The sequence below is a fragment of the Facilibium subflavum genome (assembly GCF_003574485.1).
Lineage (GTDB): Bacteria > Pseudomonadota > Gammaproteobacteria > Francisellales > Francisellaceae > Facilibium > Facilibium subflavum.
Window position 1 is genome coordinate 1 of sequence record NZ_QLIT01000196.1, and the last position, 18,708, is coordinate 18,708.

Below are 18,708 nucleotides of genomic sequence, written 5' to 3' on the forward strand. Positions count from 1 at the left end.
TTATTTCAATACTCCCCAAAAATAAGATATCACGCAACTTATTCGTAGCAAAACTCAACGATTATTCATCTGGTTTTTTACCTTCGGTAGACTCTGTTACATGCTTTTGTGACATCTTTTTTAAATTATGATGATCCACTGCTGCACAAATTTTTTTCCACAGTATCTGATAGTTTGGTTTTTGTTTTTCTTTTTCAGACATTGCTTTCATTTTCGCTTTTAAAGCCTTAGCACCAGCTTCAGTTTTTAATATTTCATCAATATCCATTTGCAGACCCTCTAATTTCAATTTGTTCACCATCTAAGCCTAGAAATACAGCACGCAGCCAGTTAATCTCTTTGGATGTCCTGGGATTTGTTTTGTGCGGTTTCATATGGTACTTTAATCCCTTAGACTGTAAAAAGCAAATGGCCTGATTGAAATTGTTTGTATGCGTGTAGAGCCTCACTCGGATATAATATTCTTGACAATAACGCCTTTAAGGCGTATAATAAGTTATTAACTGAAAACTTGTGTGATTGGATGAAAAATATCGTCGAATTAACGCCTGATGTGCAGAAGAACATAAAAAAATTGCCACAGCAAGTTGTATTCAAATTAAGAACCTGGGCAGTGCAGGTTGAGCAACTTGGGTTAAGAAGAGTAATGCAGACAAAAGGTTATCACGATGAGCCGTTGAAAGGCCATCGCAAAGGGCAGAGATCAATACGTTTGAATAAAGCCTACAGGGCTTTTTATCGGAAGCTACCTAATGGTGAGGTTGAAATAATAGAGGTTTTTGATGTTAATAAACACAACTACTAAAGGTGATTGATATGAGTAAAAATGTAAGGGCAATTGATTTTTTAGATGCGCATATTAACCAGCCATTAACTTTTGGCGCGTTAATTAAAAACATTCGTTTAACTGAGTATGAAAATATGACGCAACATACTTTTGCGAGTGAAGTGCTCGGTATTAGCAAGACAAGGCTATCTGATATAGAAAATGACAGAAAAGGGGTTACAATTGGAAAAGCAATTGAGCTTGCAAAAATTTTAGGCCAGAATAAGCGTTTCTTTGTAACTATTGTTATGCAAGATATGCTAAGGAAAAATAATTTAGATTACTCCATTAATATTGACGATAACAAATTATCACCAGCTTAGCTGAAGTTACTAAGACTTTCTGGCATTATGCTTTGTAATCGTCTTATGTAAGGTATAAATAATCATCGCAAAAGCAATGGCAACCAGCAAGTATGTTTTATCAATTTTAATATCAATGCCTGCTGCGGCAAGTATTCCACCGATAAAGATGAGTGATACCAAAGCGATAAGTTTTAACTGTAAAGAGTTTGTCAGCTTAATTAAATACTTGCTGGCAATCAGCATTAAGATACATGCGCTTATAATTGAGGCAATAATGACCCAGGTATTTTCTGTCAGTCCAATTGCCGTAATGACGCTATCAATGGAGAATACAGCATCGATTAATACAATTTGCAGTACAGCAATGCCAATATTGTGATAAATCTTCTGTGTGGCAGATTTAGGCCTGTAGATCAATAGTACCTCATGGGCTGCTTTAAAGATTAAAAACAGGCCGCCCATAATTAATATCATATCCTTCATGCTGATACCATTTCCAGCAATATAAAATAGTGGTAACGTCATCTGCATAATAACACTGATTAATAAAAGACACGCAATACGCATAACAGCGGCCAGTGAGATAGCAATGATCTGTGCCTTTCGCTGCTGGTTTTTGGGCAGTTTTGATGTAATCAGATAAATAAACAAAAGATTATCGATTGCAAGAATGGTTTCTAATGCAGTAATCGTAATAAAACTTGTAATCAGTTCCAGGGGAACGTCCAATTGAGGATCCTTTTTTCATTTAACACACAAGAAATATAGCGTGAATTTTGCTTTGAATCAATGCTTCAGATTGTAATTTTTTTCCATGTGCAGTAAATTGTTAGCACATTAAAACGAATGACTTTTATGGATGAAAAAACAGCTGCCACTTTTACTCAATTTTATTTTGCCTGCGATGCTGTTAAATAGCATCGGTGTAGTGATTTTAATGCTGCATACTTCAGGAAATATTGCCTTACAAAGCGCTGGCTGGATTCAGCCTTTTAAAGATGGATCAGTATTAGTTGGATCCATCATCTTGATCTCGTTTATTGCGAAATTTGGTTATAAAAAAGCAATTCAAGCAGGTTGTATTATTGAAATCATCGGTTGTTTGTTAATGGGAAGTTTCCCATCCCTTTATAGTGCTTATATCTTTTTTATCATGGCTGGTGTTGCATTTGCGTTATTAAAAATATCTATTTATGCTGCTATTTCACTTGTGACAAAGAATAAAGATACACATGCCGGGATGATTTCATTTTTAGAAGGCAGCTTTATGGTTGCAATTTTTATTGCAAATGGTCTGTTTGCCTGGATGATTTATCTGCAAAAGTGGTATATAACATTTTATATTTTTGCGGTATTTGGGTTGATTGCGCTTGTTAGCACATTTTATCTTAAATTGGGTGAGACCCAGATTGCCAGTGAAGGCCCAAAGTTTTTATCGGAATATAAAAAGGCATTGAGCTTGTTTGTCCAACCAGCGATCTGGTTATTTTTGCTGTTAACAATTTGTTATCCTTTTATCGAGCAAGGGTTTATTGATTTTTTACCTACTTTCCAGGCAGGCGTTTTAGACGTATCACATAGCTTTAGTGTCCTTTTAGCAGCACTATTACCAGCGATGATTGCGATAGGGCGGCTATTGTTTAGCCTGGTTGTAAAAGTCTTACATGTAAAACTTGCGCTGTTCTCCAGTATAATACTTGCAATTATTTTAATGGTTTTCGCATTGCTTTCGGCTGAATATGCGGTCAATTATCCCTTCTTGGGTTATATTGCGATGTGGGTTTTGCCTGTCATCGGTCTATTTATCGCACCACTTTACCCAACACTAAACTCAACGATATTATCATCACAAGCAAAAAATAAGCAAAGTGCTGTGACCCTTTTGATTATGATCTTCTCTGCAATTGGTGCGAGCACGGGTAGTGTTTTGACCGGGTATTTATTTACTTATTTTGGCGGCATTAAAGCATTTTCTGTTTATATCGTGATGCTTTTTTTAATCGTATTACTGCTGATTCCTTATTTTCTTTTAATTGACAGACAAACAATCAATATTATTGATGAGAGAAGTTATGATCCAAACTGAAGGCAAGTTATTTGAAGCAGTTCAGAAATCACGTATTTTTAAAGATTCTAAAACTTTTGTTGATAGCATGGTACTGGTTGATGCTGATGAAATTATAAAAGTATTTAATCAATTAGATACTTTAGATAAAAATGTGCTTGAGAGACTGCTTCAGGATTACTTTAAGCTTCCAGAGAACAATAGGCAATCAAACCCCGCGATAAAAGGGGATATTGATCAATATATTCAAGGTTTATGGGAGTTATTAACCCGTAAGGATGCATCGGTTGGGTTATCTGATAAAACGACCAAAATCGGTTTGCCTTATGCTTATATCGTGCCAGGTGGGCGTTTTCGTGAGCTTTACTATTGGGATACATATTTTACAGCATTGGGTTTAGCTGTTGATGATCGCTATGACATGATTGAAAATTTAGTGAGAAATTTTGTATTTCTACAAAAGATAATCGGTCTTATCCCCAATGGTAACCGTCGATATTATCAGTCACGCTCGCAGCCACCTGTGCTTGTGTTGTTGGTTGATTTGTTATACCAGAAATTTGGGGTCGATTACATAAAGCCTTATATTGAAGCCTTAGAAACCGAGCATTACTTTTGGGCGCAGAAAAGGCAGGCCTTAACGACATCACCCCTTAATCATTTTTGTGATCCAGAAAAAAGCCCACGCCCTGAATCTTATATAGAAGATATTAAATTAGCCGAAGGATTTGCACACGAAAATAAAAAAGTGCTGTATCAGGCATTACGCTCTGCAGCAGAAAGTGGCTGGGATTTTTCATCTCGCTGGATGGCTGATGGCGTAAGTCTTGAATCAACCTGTACGCAGTATATCCTGCCGATTGATTTAAATGCTTTGCTCTATATCTTAGAAGAAAAATTGGCGCAATATCATTTGCTACTTGGTAATTTAAGCAGGCAGCAGATATATTTTAAAAAGGCTTGTGCACGGAAAAAAGCGTATCAGGCATATTTTTGGGATAAACAACAAAAGTGTTTTTATGATTATGATATCAAAAAAGGTCAATCCACAGGGAGGCTCACTGCAGCAATTGCCTGGCCGCTTTTTGCTAATATTGCCGATAAAGCACAGGCTTATGCTATCAAAAACTGGATTGAGCATTCTTTATTAAAGCCAGGTGGCGTTGTGACAACAACGGTTTCATCTGATCAGCAATGGGATTACCCAAATGGTTGGGCGCCATTACAATGGATCACGGTACAAGGTTTGCTTAATTATGGTTTTGATTCACTGGCACAAGAAATTATCGCACGCTGGAACCAAAACGTTTGGCAATACTATCAGGATTATGGTGTGATTCTGGAAAAGTATGATGTTTGCAACGTAGGTAACAGGCCTGGCCAGGGTGAATATGATGTGCAAGAAGGTTTTGGCTGGACAAATGGGGTTTATCAGGCTTTTAAATCTATCATGACTGATCGCAAAAATTCACATTTAAGACTTTCGACTGCCAAAAACGATTGAGCTCAGAATTAATAAGGTGCCAATGCCTTGCAATAAGGTGATCGCTTCATTTAAAAACAAAAAAGATAATAAAAGTGTGGAGATCGGCATAAATGCAGTTAATAGGCCTGCCGTACTCGTTGATACATTATTACAACCTAAAAACCAGAATAAATAGAACAGTGCTGATGCTAAAGAGACAAGCAACAGCACGCCATAGCCTGTTGTGCTTAGTGTGAACAGCTTATGCCAGTTAGCAAAAAAAAGAATTGGCACCATGGCAATCGCATTAATGATATTCATTAAAAAGGCTGATTTTACAGGTGACAGGTGGGTGCTTTTAAACTTGCTGATTACATAATAAGAGGCCTCGGGTATCATTGCCAACAGGATAATCGCATCACCAAGTAATGATATTAATGAGGCATTAGTGCCGCGCAGATTAGGGCCATTAATCGCAACTAAACCAATGGTGGCAAAGATAATACACAAAAGTTTGAATCTGGTGATACGCTGCTTGAAAAAAACAAATGACAGTAAAATAATAATAGCCGGCAAGGTGCTGGTAATAAGCCCTGCCATTGAAGCACTGGTAAATTGAATGCCAGATAACATTAATAAATTAAATGCCATCCCCGCACATAAAGCCTGTGCAATCAATATCCCCCAGTCTTTTTTATTTAATTTACTGATGCGATCATTTTTATTTTTGTTTCCAAAAAAAGGAATACACGATAAAAGCACGATGCTGCCAATCACAAAGCGGATTTCTAACAAGACGATAATCGGTAAATGGGCGACAAGGTATTTTGATCCAGTGATATTTATTCCGGTAACGGCCTGGGCCATAATTAAAAAGAAAATGCTCATGATGATACTGCCGGCTTATTGTCCATTGCTACAGCATACATTTGACCATTAAAAAAAGCATCCAATATTATCCAAGTTATCAATTTTTTTGTTAAGATATCAAGGTTATTTAGATAGATGGTTACAGAAAATGCAAATCAACAGTCTCGTGATTTTTAAAAACCGTCCAGCACGTGTGATTAACCAGCTGGATAAAAAGGTTGAAATCCTGTTAGAAGATGAAAAAACGATTAAATTACCGGAAAAAAATTTATTGTTGTTACACGAAGGTGGGTTTACGGATTTTAATATGCTTGACAATGGTTTTGAAGGTGAGCTTCAGGATGCCTGGAATCTTTTGCAAGGCCAGTACACCAATTATGAAGAATTAAGTGAGCTTATCTTTAGTGAGTACACACCTAAAAGCGCATATGCGACCTGGCAGCAAGTGCAAAAGGGTATTTATTTTACAGCGCATGAGCGAGAAATCTATGTCAATACGCAAAAGCAAGTGGATGATATCAAGCAGGAAATTGCGGAAAAGCAGCAAAAACAGCAAAAGTTAGATGCCTTTATTGCACGCCTACAAAAGCATCAATACGATGCAAAAGAAGATGAGGCCTTTGTTAAGGAGATTGCAAATTTTGCCCTAGGGCAAACACAGAATTGTCGCTTTTTTAAGCTTATTAATCGCGAAGAAACGCCACAAAATGCTCATGCATTATTGCTTGATATTGGCTTTTGGGATGAATATGTTAATCCTTATCCAATACGTGTTGGTGCCCCTGTAAATCCACCAGCGATCGATTTACCTGAGATTATTGATGAGGTGCGCCAGGATTTTACCCATTTTGAAAGCTTTGCCATTGATGATGAAGACAGCCATGATCCGGATGATGCAATTAGTTTTGATGAACAAAACAATAAACTCTGGGTGCATGTAGCAGATCCTGCTGCAATTGTTGATATAGATAGTGAATTGGATATTGAAGCAAGATCTCGTGGCAGTAATCTCTATCTGCCAGAAGGGGTTGTACCGATGCTGCCATCTAAAGTCACTGATAAACTGGCGCTTGGTATGGAATCTGTATCACCGGCATTATCAATTGGGTTTCGTGTTGATGATAATGGACAAATCAATGATATTGAGATTTGCTTATCAACCATTAAGGTTACGCGTTTAAGCTACCAGGAAGCCGAAGAGAAACTCACACAATTTCCTTTTACAAAGTTTGCACAATTAGCTGAAGCTTTTAGTAACGCGAGGTATAAAAATGGTGCCATAGAGTTACAGTTTCCAGAGATTAAACTTAAGCTTTTAGAAGATAAAACCGTTGATATCACAAGCTTGCAAACGCTTAAAAGTCGCAGGCTTATTCGTGATGCAATGCTGATGGCCGGGGTTGCTGTGGCAAAATTTGCCGATGAAAACAATATTCCACTGCCATTTTCAACCCAGCCACCACATGATTTAACAGAAGATGAGCAAAAGCCTCAAACTCTGTCACAGATGTTTGCGATCAGGAGAAAACTACAAAAAGGGCAATATAAAGTACATGCAGATATTCATGCCGGCATGGGGCTTCACCACTATGTGCAGGTGACAAGCCCATTAAGGCGCTATCTGGATTTGGTTGTGCATCAACAGTTACGTGCGTTTTTAAAAGGTAAAACGCTTTTAACAAGTGATGAGATATTAAATCGAATTGGTCAAAGTGAAGCTGGGATTAAATCGGCAAGACAGGCTGAAAGCTTGTCAAATAATCATTGGAAGTGTGTGTATTTATTGCAAAACCCTAACTGGCAAGGTACGGCACAGGTGATTGAGAAATCTCAGAATAATCGTGTAACCGTATTTATTCCTGATTTATCGCTTATTAAAAAACTGACATTGGCAACATCGGCCCAGTTAGATGAGATGGTTCACGTTGAGCTAAGCCAGGTAAAACTTGCATCACAGGATGTTTATTTTAAAGTTGTGTAGGTTTGATTGTGGCCTTAGTCATTTATTAGCTTAAGTTTGTTTGGTCAATAACAGCACTCAAAGCGCTGGAGATAATTTTTAATTTGATTCAATTCGTTTCTTTAAGAAGGCGTAAGCTTTACGCTGTTTTGTATAAAGTACATCTATTACACTGCTTCTAACAGTTAAAAAAACAGCGTGTTTTTGGATTTTTGCAGGTTTTGTGAAAACCTTCCTGTAAGTATTAAGCATTTTTGGTATTTTTTAACTTTATAAAACACTCAAGGGGGAGTGTCTGTGTCGCTTGCAAATCTTCTGTTTACCTATATTAGAGCTGTTTGCAGGCGGCATCAGCCAAATCCATGAAGTGTTTGTATGCTGTTCTCCCCAAAGGCCTATGCAAATGCTTCATGGATTTGGTTGGGATTACATATCACCTATAAATCATTTTACGGTACTTATCGTTTAGTTTCTTCTGGCTTTTGTTGCTGATTCGCCTGCTGTTTCCAGTGTTCAATTTATATCCAACAGTTTGCACTATACATTTTTATGTCACCTTCGTTTTGGTTTTATATTTGAAGTATGGCCGTGAATCAAATATGATATAAGCGTAAGACTTACGAGAAAAACATAACAACCGCTAGAGATCTTTGCTATATTAATTGGCGGGGATAAAGCGTTCGCGATGGTGTGTACAGGAGTGCTTCAGGTAAGGTGAGAGGGTGAAAATGCGTTATGGCAGTATTTGAATTAACACAGAAATTAGCAGAAGTGAAAAATTTTTCGCTTTATTTAAAAAATGCCATACAGATGTCTGCAAATACGAGCAATATATTAAAAATCCTGCCGCATAATATTTGTAATTTTACTTTTTTCCGCTTGAATGAAAATGCTGAGTTTAATATGGTAACCTCAAAGCCTTTACGAGGATATAAATATGTTAGCAAAGGGTTCTGGCGTTCTGATGTGACAATGAATGTTAACTATGCACCACCTATTTATGATAGAAGAGAGTTTTTGGCACAGTCGCTTTTGCCTCAATATGACCATTTCATAAATGAGATTGGTGGAAAATCATGTGTTATTATCAGCTATCGCCTTAGTGATTTTAAAGACGCTTTTATCTTTGTGTTCCCTGAAATGATTACTCCATCGGATTATGCCAGGTTTTATCCTGTCTTGCATAATGTAGCCATTGCGTTTTATCACCTTGAAGTAAAATTTAACACGACATTTAGGCTACCGGCAGTATTTTCTGAAGAATACCAGCATCAAGGATTATCTTGTGAATTTGATTCGTTTGCACCATTAGTGCACACGCATGATTTAACAAAAACACAAGCTAAATATTTGCTGTTTTTAGCACTTCATATGCCGCTTGACTATATTGCTGCTTTATTGTTTAAGTCTCGTCGAACCGTTGAAAAAACCGTTGATGAAATCAGAGCAAAACTTGATGTCAACAGTAAGTTTGAGCTATGTCAGTTATTAAGTGCCTATCATATTTCGCAAGTTCAGCAAGTATGGTTGCCAGGGTTTAACATTTGTTGATAATTCAAATTCTGATTGAGCAATCGAAGTTAACGTATTTTAGATGGAACAGCCGTGGGTAAGCGCTGAATCTATGAGCAAGCGCTAATGCTTTGCCCTGAATTTTGCTCTAACCACAGCTTGAAGTTGGACAGCATAGTGAAAGAGGCTGCTTGGCCTGCATTGACATATTGCGCTGATATTTCCTGAACAAGGCCTATCAATTTATTTGGGCTACCTCGTTCTACTAGAGGTCCACCTGAATCTCCAGCTCTTGGGAATGGTGCATTGATAATTCTCACATAATCATCATAATTTTGCTGAGTAATTGGCATGTTCGTAGGATCTACTATGGTGGTATTCTGCGATTGGAAAAGTTGAGTTGCGTAACCGTAGTAGGTTACATTTAGTCCTGCCGTTACTCCTTGAAGCGTATTCGGGATGCATAGGTTGAAATTTGATAAATCAACTTTTCTATTAAGAATCAAATAAGCAATGTCTTTGTAAGCTGCAACATTTGGATAGTCAGGATAGGTTTGGTAGGAGGATATGGCTATGGGTAAGGCAGTTAAGATGCTGCTATTTCCATTGCTTAAGTATACTTTATCAGGGGTTGCCCCATCATCAAAGCAATGGGCAGCAGTTAAAACTAGCTTATCTCCCAACAAGATACCAGAACAAGCTGCGCCTTGAGCATTATTAAGTGAGATATATACGCCTGCATTACTTGGGTGAATTAAGGTCAATGACAAGGATGTAGAAGCGCTATTGTCAGCACTGACAGAGCAAGTCACGCTATAGGGATAATCTAAATTGCCATCATTAGCCGTGGTTAGAATTACCTTACCGTTCTGTATGGATGGCGGAACTGTAAAATAAGCATTGTTAATGTTTGGGCACTGGATGTCTGGGTTTGAGCCAATATTCAGGCCGTTACTAGATTGAATATCATATGACTGGGATACGCTGGAGCCTAAGATAAATTCCTGAGTTTCGCTACATGTGCCGTTCATACACAATGTCATAGTGGCCTGCGGGTCCGATCCATGTTGTCTACCGCAGCCAAGTATAAATAAACTCATCAAAATCAATAACACTGTACGTTGATAGTAAGACACTTTTATTTCTCCTTAGGTATAATATTTAAACTACGGAAAACCAACCAGGGGTATGTGATTGACTTGCCAATGGAATTGTTTATGTTTAGCTGAAATTTGTTTACTGCATTGTGCAGATGATCAAGGATTTAGCCGGACTTGGCGTGATACTATTGCATTACCCCCATTTCCGATTCAAAAAGTTGTATTTATTTAACGCATCACTTTTGAAATTTTCTTCAAAAATAGTTAAATTCTTAGCACAAAGGTCAGTAGTATTAGCCTTAAGTTGTACCCCATACCTGCGGCACCATTTTCTAACCGTTATTGCACGAAAGCCAGATATAGCTGCTACTTCTTGATATGTTAATCCTCTTTTTCGGAAGTCATCAAGAACAATTTCAGCTGCTTGGCCAAATCGTTTTTGGATAAAAGCAGTAAAGGTGTCTCCATATTGATTTGCTGCAGACATTTTCTCCCCCTCTTTTTTTAGGATTGTAAATACATCATCAATAGCCTTCCGCTGCTGGTGCCTAGTAAAACTTTGTCATTAAGTACAATACGACTATTGGTAGGATATCCCATAATGGGTAGGGAGATGGTGCCCACATTAGATATGATCTGCTTATCTTTAAGTGAAGCAATCATGAGTTGAGCATCAGTGGTCCCAATAACAAGTTTTTTTCCATTATACACACTTAGCGTAGTGATATTATTACTCTTTAATGCAGGTGTTGTGCTTGTACTGTAATTCTCAAGGCTTGAAAGGCTATTGCCACTGTGTTTGGCAATATAGATACCATGAGCTTCTGTTCCAATGTAGACCGATTCTCCATCAACCTTGATGCAAGTTATATTATCGTCCGGAAGATAGGTTTGAGTTTCAGTTATCGATTTACGAGTAGTATCGTATTTTCCTATAACTAACCCTTTTGATGTGGCAATAAAGACAATGTTGTCGGCAATGTAGATAGCGTTGATTGTGCTTATTGAGGTATCTGTGTTTATATTTGTAATGGATTTGGTATTAGGTTCATACGTAAAGGAAATAAGTCCACTACCATTGGTTCCGGCAAAAACCGTATTATCGCTTGTTTTAGCAAGTGAGGTAATCGCATAGTTAGATAATGATGTGCTGCTAATGTTTGAAATGGTACCGTCTTTATAGATCGCGGTCAACAGATCGCCATTGGCTAAGCCTATCAGCATATCGTCATTATTGCTTAGCATGACAGTATTAATATTGTTACCCATTAACTTGGGATCGGAATTGGTGTCGTAAGTATTTCCTACGTTAATTTCACCTGTATTCTTATCTATGCTGCTTATTACAAGCCCCCCACCAGATGTTCCCAATGCTATTCTCCCGTTGCTGATAGAGCTAATTGAAGTAATGCTGTATGGGGGTAAGTAGTTTGTTGATTTAGTGTATCTGGTGATATTTGAAAGCTCTCCCGTTGAATTAACCTTAGCCTCTAGAGCACCATTACCATAGGTTCCTATGATCAGTTCATTATTAAGTAGCGAAAAATCAGTAATCTGGTCGGTTGGTAATTTAGGCGATGAGGTGGTGTTGTAACTATGAAAATTTAAAAGCGCACCACCTTCATTTTTCCCTATTATTAAACCATTGTAGAGCGTGCTGATAAAAATGAATTTGTCGGTAGCTTTCACAATAGACAAATTTGGATGTGTTAGGCCTAATGTATAGATTTTTGAATCTGCAAAATTGATTTGCCCATTTTCTTGCCATTTAGCGGTAACCAGCCCATTTAAGGTCGCGATAAAAAGTGTACCATTATAAACAGAAGCATAGTTGATTGAATTTGTTGGCAGTTTGTTATTTGTATTGGTTGTAGTATAACTAGTGCATTTGTCAGGTTTGTCAATGCTGCATACTTTCAAACCATCGCCATCTGTTGTCAGCATAAGCCATTTCTTGTCTAGTAGTGTTGCGTGCGTAATGGGAGCTGTAGCTGGAATTACCACACCATCAGAGATTGTGTTATCTGTGGCATTGTAAGGAACAACAGCAATGCCCCCACTGGCAATAATGACAAGATTTCCATTATAAACGAAAAAATCATGAAGCACCCCAGGTGGTACAATTTTGGGGTGATCAGTACTGCTATATGTTTTTTGATTATTCATAAGCCCTGTGATTGTATCATAAGTCCCTGTAACTATTCCTTTTTCTGTACCAATAAAGATATTGTCGTTATATGAAGCGTAGGCGGTAACAGGTAGGTGGTATTGAGGTAACGTATCCCAGCTTGCGCCCTTATTTAAGGTCATAAAGAATCCACGCTCGGTAAGGAAAGCCAGGGTGGAAGGTGAAAATTGTTCAATACGGTAGATAATGCTGCCACTAGGGGTGGGGTTATCCATTCCTAAATCATAAATTGGATCAACAGGATAGTTTGCCCCATAGCTTGCAAAGATTAAAAAACCCAAAGAATACTGTAGCGTATGTCCCATTACATCAAAAGATATTTCAGTTTGAGTGCCAATTGTAGATAGCGAGCTTGTTACAGGCTTTAGCAAAGAGGGTGTAAAGGTCAAGATGGCGGCATCACAAGTGCTATTGGCAGCACAGGAATCTGCTGTTTTTAAAGTTATCCCTGTAGTTGCCGATAATGCACTAAATGAGAGTTTACTCATTGCTTGTGAGGTATCATTTTTAAAAACCACAGGATAAGTAGCTTTTGTATTGCTAAAGAGCTTAACAAAAGATGGACTTTGTGAGGCATTTAATCCAAATTTGACCTTGTCACCGGATAGCACAAAGGTTTTCTCTGCACCAAGAATCGAGCTTTTCTGACTTTTTGTACTCACTTGAACAGTTGGTGTGCTTATACTAAGGCCGCTTTGAGTTTCTGTGGGAGTGTATTTTACCTCAAATGCACAGCTTTGATTTAGTTTTAGGGATGTACAGTCGTTCTGGATGATACTAAATGGTGTACTTACTCCAGTAATATTTACCTTATAGCTTGTCTCAGCTGCTGCAGTGCTGATAGAAAGGTTTTGGTCTGAATTACGATAATTTACGGTAAACGTAGTTGTTGTAGACTCGCCTGTATCAGCATAAAGGGTTGAAGCATTAGGGGTAACTGTGAGCACTGCTGTGACTGGGTTTCCCCCTGCATTATCACTGCTACCACCTCCTCCTCCGCAAGAGCTCAAAAGTAGAGAGGTGGTTAAAAAGGCCAGCGGTGTGAAGTATTTGTGCTGGTACGAATTCTTTTTCTTCATGGTTTTCTCCATTTAGAGATATATGTCTGTTTTTAGCAAAAGTGTAATGCAATAGCGTCATCACAAGCATAGTATTGCAGCGGTTGTTCATGAATAAAAGGGTAAGTTTTACCCTTTTAAGTACTGTTTCAAAAAACTATTATGGGAGAGCTTATGGGTATCATTCCTATGAAAAATTTAGTTATTTGGGGAATGGGAAAATTATGTTCAAATATAAATTATTATCCAATTTTATTGGTTTAAGTGCGTATTTATTTGCGTCACTCTATCAGCCGTTATATGCGGAGGGAGTGAAGCAGACTGTGGTATCGTCGAGTAAGGTTCAGGCGAAGCAGTCGAAGTCTTCAGATGAGTTAAGTGCGAGTAAGCTTAACAGTTTGTTGAATGCAGCCAGTAGTGCCAGTACGAGTAACAGTTTTCAATCGCAGGCGACCAGTGGGACGATTCCTGCGTCAATAAGTGTTGATCCAGCGACGCTGGGTTTAAATTTTTCAGAGCAGATAGCCAGTGTACGTAGTGCTGTTCTATCGAATCTGGTACTTGGTCTTAAGGTCACAAATGAAGACACAGGTAGTTATAATGCGCTGGTAAGTAATTTATATTTGAATTTGCCGACTATCAGGTTGATGGAGAATAACGACAGCAGCAAATATTACAATTTGTATATAGATGGACAGCGGCATTCATTTGAGCTGACAAGTGCTGGTGAGATTAAGAATTACTATACGAAGGTTGAGGACTTTGGACTTTCGGCCAGCGATGGGTTGATGAAGTATGTCAATAGTGATGGCACGGTATATTTGTTTAAGAAGATAGACAATGTGAATTACGTGATTGCAGCGATGATTGATAATCGGGGAAATAAGCTGAGTTTTACGTATGGTTCGGATAATTCGATTAAGATTTATAACGATGCGGGAGACTTGATGGTTGATATTGAACGCAGTGATGGTATGGTCAATATTAGCTATAAGAATTTATCGGGGGAAGATCAGATATTTGTGATACTGGATAATGGTAATTCGGTTTCATTGGTCAATGCTTTGTATCAGGCGATCACGGTGAATTATCAATCGGGGAATATCAGTCAGATTGTAATGCCAAATGGTGCAAGTTATGATGTGAATTATAAGCGCTTGGAACAGCTGCATTATTATGTAACGGATATAGGGTCAGTCAGCCCGAGCTATAAAACGAGCTATGTATCGAGTGTGAGTAAGCATTTTTCGAATAGTCATATGCCAGATCAGACGTTGACGTATGGCACGAAAGATGGCGATAGCACGAATTTTGCAGGCAATGGTGCCTGGTGTCCTAAAGCGGTATATGAGGGGTTAAATGTACTGGATGACTGGTTGATCTCGTGTGTTATTGGCGGGAATCTTGGTCAAAATTATAGTTATGCAACGACATTTCAAATAGGGGATTTTAAGCAAACGACGAGTTTTAATGCATTGCATTTGATGTTAAGCGCGGAAACGTCATTTAAGGGCAAGGTATTTGGGGCACGCTATTCCAGTTATAATTTAACGACGAACAGTGTGAAAGGAGAAAGTGGTTATGGGGGGCTTGTTGCCTCATATGCGAATCCGATTATAAGCACGAATTCGGTGTATAACATTTATGGTAGTGACCAAAGTGCAGCCAAAGAGGAATCGACGTATTATGAGTATTTTAATCAAAGTGATGCAGATGAGGCAGGATTTGCACTTGGTCAGTTGAAAAAGATGACAAGTGCTTTTGGTGATACTGAAGCGCTTGAATATTATAGTTCATCGTCAAGTAACAATTATTTTGCGCCGATAGTTAAATCGAAAACGGATACGGTATATGGCGGGCGTATTTCGACGAAGACGGACTATAAAGATTTACAGTGGTTGAATCGTTCTGTGAGTATTGATGGTAAAAGCTACGAGGTGAGTTTGCCGAGCTTACAAACGACGCAAGCCTATGTTAATGGTTGGAATAGCGCAAAGACGACGGCAAAGATGGATAAGGATGGTAGCAGTTTACAGTACGGTCTGCCAATGAGTGGGACGAGTTATTTTGCGACAGGAGAAGATGCCGAGGCGAATACTGCCTACACTGCTAAGCAGTTAGAAGTGAGCAAAGATGGCGAGGACTATGTTGTTAAGCAGTCATCAAAGGCGTTGATTGATGATACACAAGGCAGCGCGCCGACGAGTGCTGAGGGAGAAATTCAGTACTTTAATCCGTACGGTGCATTGATTAAGAAGGTTAACCCTGTCACAGGGGACATAGTAGAATATGAGTATGATGCATTGGATCGTGTGTCTAAGGTTACATATTTACCGCATGGTGATGCGGCGTACAAACAGGAATATAAATTTGAGTATTCGCTGGATTCGGCTTCAGGGGATGTTGGTTATGTATTAACGAAAACGGTTGTGACACCAACAACGGGATCACAAGGGTATCAGACAAAGACATATTATGATCAGGAAGGTCATATGACGAAGACAGAGGTACAGACACGTGACAGAAGTGGTTTTTATGTAACGAAAGAGATATTTTATAACGAGTATGGACAGCCTAAGAAAGAGGTTGCCTATTACTATGATCCTAAAGGGGATAGGCATTCTGAAGAAACGAGCTATATTTACAGTGATATAAGCGGGGCATTGATTGGTAAGCGCTTTGCTGATGGCAGTGCTGAGATTTCAGTAGATGATGAATATCACTCGGAGAAGTTATCTTATGTATTACAGCCGACAGGTGATGTGATTACGAATAAAGATTCCTTGTGCCGGGTAGTAGATGCAGATGGCAGTTCCAGTCCAAGCAGTTGTAAAGTGGCTTTGGTGAGTGTTGAGAAAAAGGATTACAGCGCGGGAGAAACCTTGGCGACGGGGCAGAAGGTTTATCAGCCGACGACGACGGAAAGCTATAGTGTGATTATGCATGCGATGGATTATACGGATAAGACAGGTACAAAGAAATCCTTGTATGACGATGCGCAAAAGGCGTCACTTGAGCGCTTAAATGCGAAGCTTGCCACGGGAGAGATGTATGATATTGCAGGCTTACGGCAATTTGTTGAGGGAATAGCCAGTGACTGTTTGAGCAGCAGTGGAGAATGTAAGGCGGGTAGTTTTGTTGTCAGTAAAGTAAATGCGCTAGGGGAAGTGACGGAAGTTAAAGACCTGGTGAATCAGTTGATGACAAGGAATTATTATGATGCAAAGAGGCCAACGCGGGTGATCGCAAGCACTTCATATTCCATTAAGGACAATGGAGATGTTGAGGCGATTAAGACAACGGGTTATGGCTATGATCAATATGGTAATGTGAATAAGATTACGCTGTGGCAGGGTGCTTATGACAATAGCAGCAGTAAGCGGATTGTGCTGGGAGAGCGTCAATTCAGTGCTTTTGGTTTTATGCTTAATGCCAGTGTGTTGGTGGGAGATACGACGCACAGAATGCAGATGAGTTATGACACGGTAAGTGGTTTGCCTGTGAGTATTACGGATCTTATGGGTAATAAGGTGGTGATTCACTATGATGATAGTGTGTGGAAGTCCAAACCAGGTTCAATAGATTACTACAACAGTGAGGGCCAAAAAGAATATACGCTTAAGAACAGTTATGATAAAAATGGCAATTTGATCGAGAGCAGTAAAGTTGAACAAAACGTGGTGGTTAGTAAGACGCAGTATGCTTATGATCCAGTGAGCTTGAGTTTAATAAGCACGACGGTGACGCATCAAGATGGCGCTCCCCGAACCTTGTTGGTCAATCAAAATAACTATGGCACGGTGGCGTCAACGGAGTATCAAAAATCAGGACAAAAGGTTTATCAGGAGAGCTATGACACCAATGCCTTGGGCCAGATGACGAAGATCAGCTATACGGGTAAGGTTAATAGTAGTGAGGCCTTTGAATATAATGCTGATGGCAGTCTTAGTAAGAGCTATGCAGATAATCATTTGTTAAACACCTTTGTTTATGATGTATTGGGGCGTTTAAGTCAGGTCAAGGACTATGGGACATCAGATGGCACGAATGCGTTAAGAACGTATAGCTATAAATATAACAGGTTAGGCGATAAATCTGAGATCACGAGTACGACAGAAGCTTCGGTTACACCAACCATCCAGCGTTTTGGATATACGAAGCCATTTGATCAGTTGGAGAGTTTCAGTTGTAGTGGGGCAAGTTGTCCTAAGAATGGTCAGGGCGAAGAGGTTGAGACGGCAGATTACCGTTATGTAAAAGATAATTTGTTTAATCAGTTAAGTTCTGTGACATATAAGCTTAAGGACAGTGGTGCCACGAAGACGATGGCGTACCACTATGACAATACTGATCCGACGCAGTTGAGTTCGATCCAATACAGTGATGGTGGCAAAGCGAGCTTTAAGTACGATGCCAATGGTAATGTTACGGATATGCAGGAAGTTGGTAAATCAGGTAAGTTAGACAGTTATCAGTTTTCGTATGATGCGAATCAGAAGGTTGCGGGCATTACGAAGAATGGCGTAAAGAGGAATTACCGTTATGATGAGAGGGGCTATCAGATTGGAGAGCATCGTTACAATGCCAATGGCAAGCTTGAGCGTATAGATCAATACTATATGGGTGGCGCGTTATTGGAGCAGGATGATGCGGATGGTAATGCACGTTTCCCGATAGCCAATGGCAGTATTGCTGAATTACAAGATGGCAGTGATGAGTTTGAGGCGAACTTCAGTGATGGGTTTAACGTGGTTGGCAGGATCACGCATAGTAATGGATTATCTGAGGTTAAGGGGAATGATATATACAGTCCTTTTGGTATTGTGACGAACCTGGCAGAGGATGATGATTCAGGATTAAATGTCTTGGGGAATAGTTTTGGTTATAGGGGTTATCAAGCAGATCGTTCGGATCCTGATTTGCAATTTATAGGCGGTGGCTATACTCGGGTTTTTGACAAGAGGTCGGGGGTTTTCCTGCAACATGATTCGTATACGCCATGGACTTTATACAATGGTTATAATTATGCGAATAACAATCCGGTCAATAGTGTAGATTTGGATGGACATATCTCAAGGCCAGATGCGGCGCCTCAAGTCACTGTTCAAAATAGTGCAAACACGTATCTTACCGAGTGGACAAGCTTAACGATTTTAGCTGTGGGGCTATTATTACTGGCGTTTAATCCATTTACTAGTGTTGTGGCCAGTTCATTATTTGATTTGTTTATGACGGTCGCGGTAGACTTTGGTATACAGATTGGTACGCAGGCGGCGAATCATGAAAAGATAACGTTTACGACACGTTTTTGGGTTCAGTTGGGGATAGATGCAGGACTGTCTGTTGTGGTCTAATATTC

At 39.2% G+C, this 18,708-nt stretch carries 13 protein-coding genes; 7 read left to right on the forward strand and 6 right to left on the reverse strand.

Annotated elements, in window-relative coordinates; translation table 11 throughout:
- Positions 1 to 61: 61 nt before the first annotated feature.
- Positions 62 to 268 (reverse strand): hypothetical protein, encoded by a 207-nt coding sequence (locus DNK84_RS10890; protein ID WP_119344535.1) that lies wholly within the window; start codon positions 266 to 268, stop codon positions 62 to 64.
- Positions 269 to 523: 255 nt separating this feature from the next.
- Here DNK84_RS10890 and DNK84_RS10895 point away from each other — a divergent pair, with 255 nt between their 5' ends.
- Together DNK84_RS10895 and DNK84_RS10900 are read left to right on the forward strand one after the other, a co-directional pair.
- Positions 524 to 805 carry a type II toxin-antitoxin system mRNA interferase toxin, RelE/StbE family gene (locus DNK84_RS10895; protein WP_119344536.1) on the forward strand — a complete coding sequence of 94 codons (282 nt, stop codon included), beginning with the start codon at positions 524 to 526 and terminating at the stop codon, positions 803 to 805.
- 11 nt (positions 806 to 816) lie between these two features.
- Positions 817 to 1,149, forward strand: a complete 333-nt coding sequence (locus DNK84_RS10900; RefSeq protein WP_119344537.1) for a helix-turn-helix transcriptional regulator — start codon at positions 817 to 819, stop codon at positions 1,147 to 1,149.
- A 9-nt stretch (positions 1,150 to 1,158) separates the two neighbouring features.
- Here DNK84_RS10900 and DNK84_RS10905 read toward each other — a convergent pair whose 3' ends face one another.
- Positions 1,159 to 1,860, reverse strand: a complete 702-nt coding sequence (locus tag DNK84_RS10905) for a TerC family protein (RefSeq protein WP_119344538.1) — start codon at positions 1,858 to 1,860, stop codon at positions 1,159 to 1,161.
- 130 nt (positions 1,861 to 1,990) lie between these two features.
- Between DNK84_RS10905 and DNK84_RS10910 the strand changes: the two genes are divergently transcribed.
- Positions 1,991 to 3,217: an MFS transporter gene (locus DNK84_RS10910; RefSeq protein WP_119344539.1), complete on the forward strand. Its 1,227-nt coding sequence runs from the start codon at positions 1,991 to 1,993 to the stop codon at positions 3,215 to 3,217.
- Positions 3,204 to 4,700, forward strand: coding sequence for a trehalase family glycosidase (locus tag DNK84_RS10915; protein WP_162902397.1), 1,497 nt, complete (start codon positions 3,204 to 3,206; stop codon positions 4,698 to 4,700). The genes DNK84_RS10910 and DNK84_RS10915 overlap by 14 nt, the downstream gene beginning before the upstream one ends.
- On the opposite strand, the gene DNK84_RS10920 is transcribed toward DNK84_RS10915, so the two are convergent.
- Positions 4,671 to 5,549: a DMT family transporter gene (locus DNK84_RS10920; RefSeq protein WP_119344541.1), complete on the reverse strand. Its 879-nt coding sequence runs from the start codon at positions 5,547 to 5,549 to the stop codon at positions 4,671 to 4,673. The genes DNK84_RS10915 and DNK84_RS10920 overlap by 30 nt on opposite strands.
- 130 nt (positions 5,550 to 5,679) lie before the next feature.
- Here DNK84_RS10920 and DNK84_RS10925 point away from each other — a divergent pair, with 130 nt between their 5' ends.
- Complete coding sequence (locus DNK84_RS10925; protein ID WP_119344542.1) at positions 5,680 to 7,512, forward strand: RNB domain-containing ribonuclease; 1,833 nt, start codon at positions 5,680 to 5,682, stop codon at positions 7,510 to 7,512.
- A gap of 714 nt (positions 7,513 to 8,226) precedes the next feature.
- Entirely contained in the window at positions 8,227 to 9,042 is an 816-nt protein-coding gene (locus DNK84_RS10930) for a helix-turn-helix transcriptional regulator (RefSeq protein WP_119344543.1), read from the forward strand.
- Between the two features lie 71 nt (positions 9,043 to 9,113).
- Here the strand turns inward: DNK84_RS10930 and DNK84_RS10935 are convergent, their stop codons facing one another.
- The 3 genes from DNK84_RS10935 to DNK84_RS10945 form a co-directional block, all read right to left on the reverse strand.
- Positions 9,114 to 10,139, reverse strand: coding sequence for a trypsin-like serine protease (locus DNK84_RS10935; RefSeq protein WP_119344544.1), 1,026 nt, complete (start codon positions 10,137 to 10,139; stop codon positions 9,114 to 9,116).
- A 157-nt stretch (positions 10,140 to 10,296) separates the two neighbouring features.
- Entirely contained in the window at positions 10,297 to 10,590 is a 294-nt protein-coding gene (locus tag DNK84_RS10940; protein ID WP_119344545.1) for a MerR family transcriptional regulator, read from the reverse strand.
- A gap of 17 nt (positions 10,591 to 10,607) precedes the next feature.
- Positions 10,608 to 13,370 carry a ligand-binding sensor domain-containing protein gene (locus DNK84_RS10945; protein WP_119344546.1) on the reverse strand — a complete coding sequence of 921 codons (2,763 nt, stop codon included), beginning with the start codon at positions 13,368 to 13,370 and terminating at the stop codon, positions 10,608 to 10,610.
- Between the two features lie 203 nt (positions 13,371 to 13,573).
- Between DNK84_RS10945 and DNK84_RS10950 the strand changes: the two genes are divergently transcribed.
- Positions 13,574 to 18,703: an RHS repeat protein gene (locus DNK84_RS10950; protein WP_162902398.1), complete on the forward strand. Its 5,130-nt coding sequence runs from the start codon at positions 13,574 to 13,576 to the stop codon at positions 18,701 to 18,703.
- Positions 18,704 to 18,708: the final 5 nt, after the last annotated feature.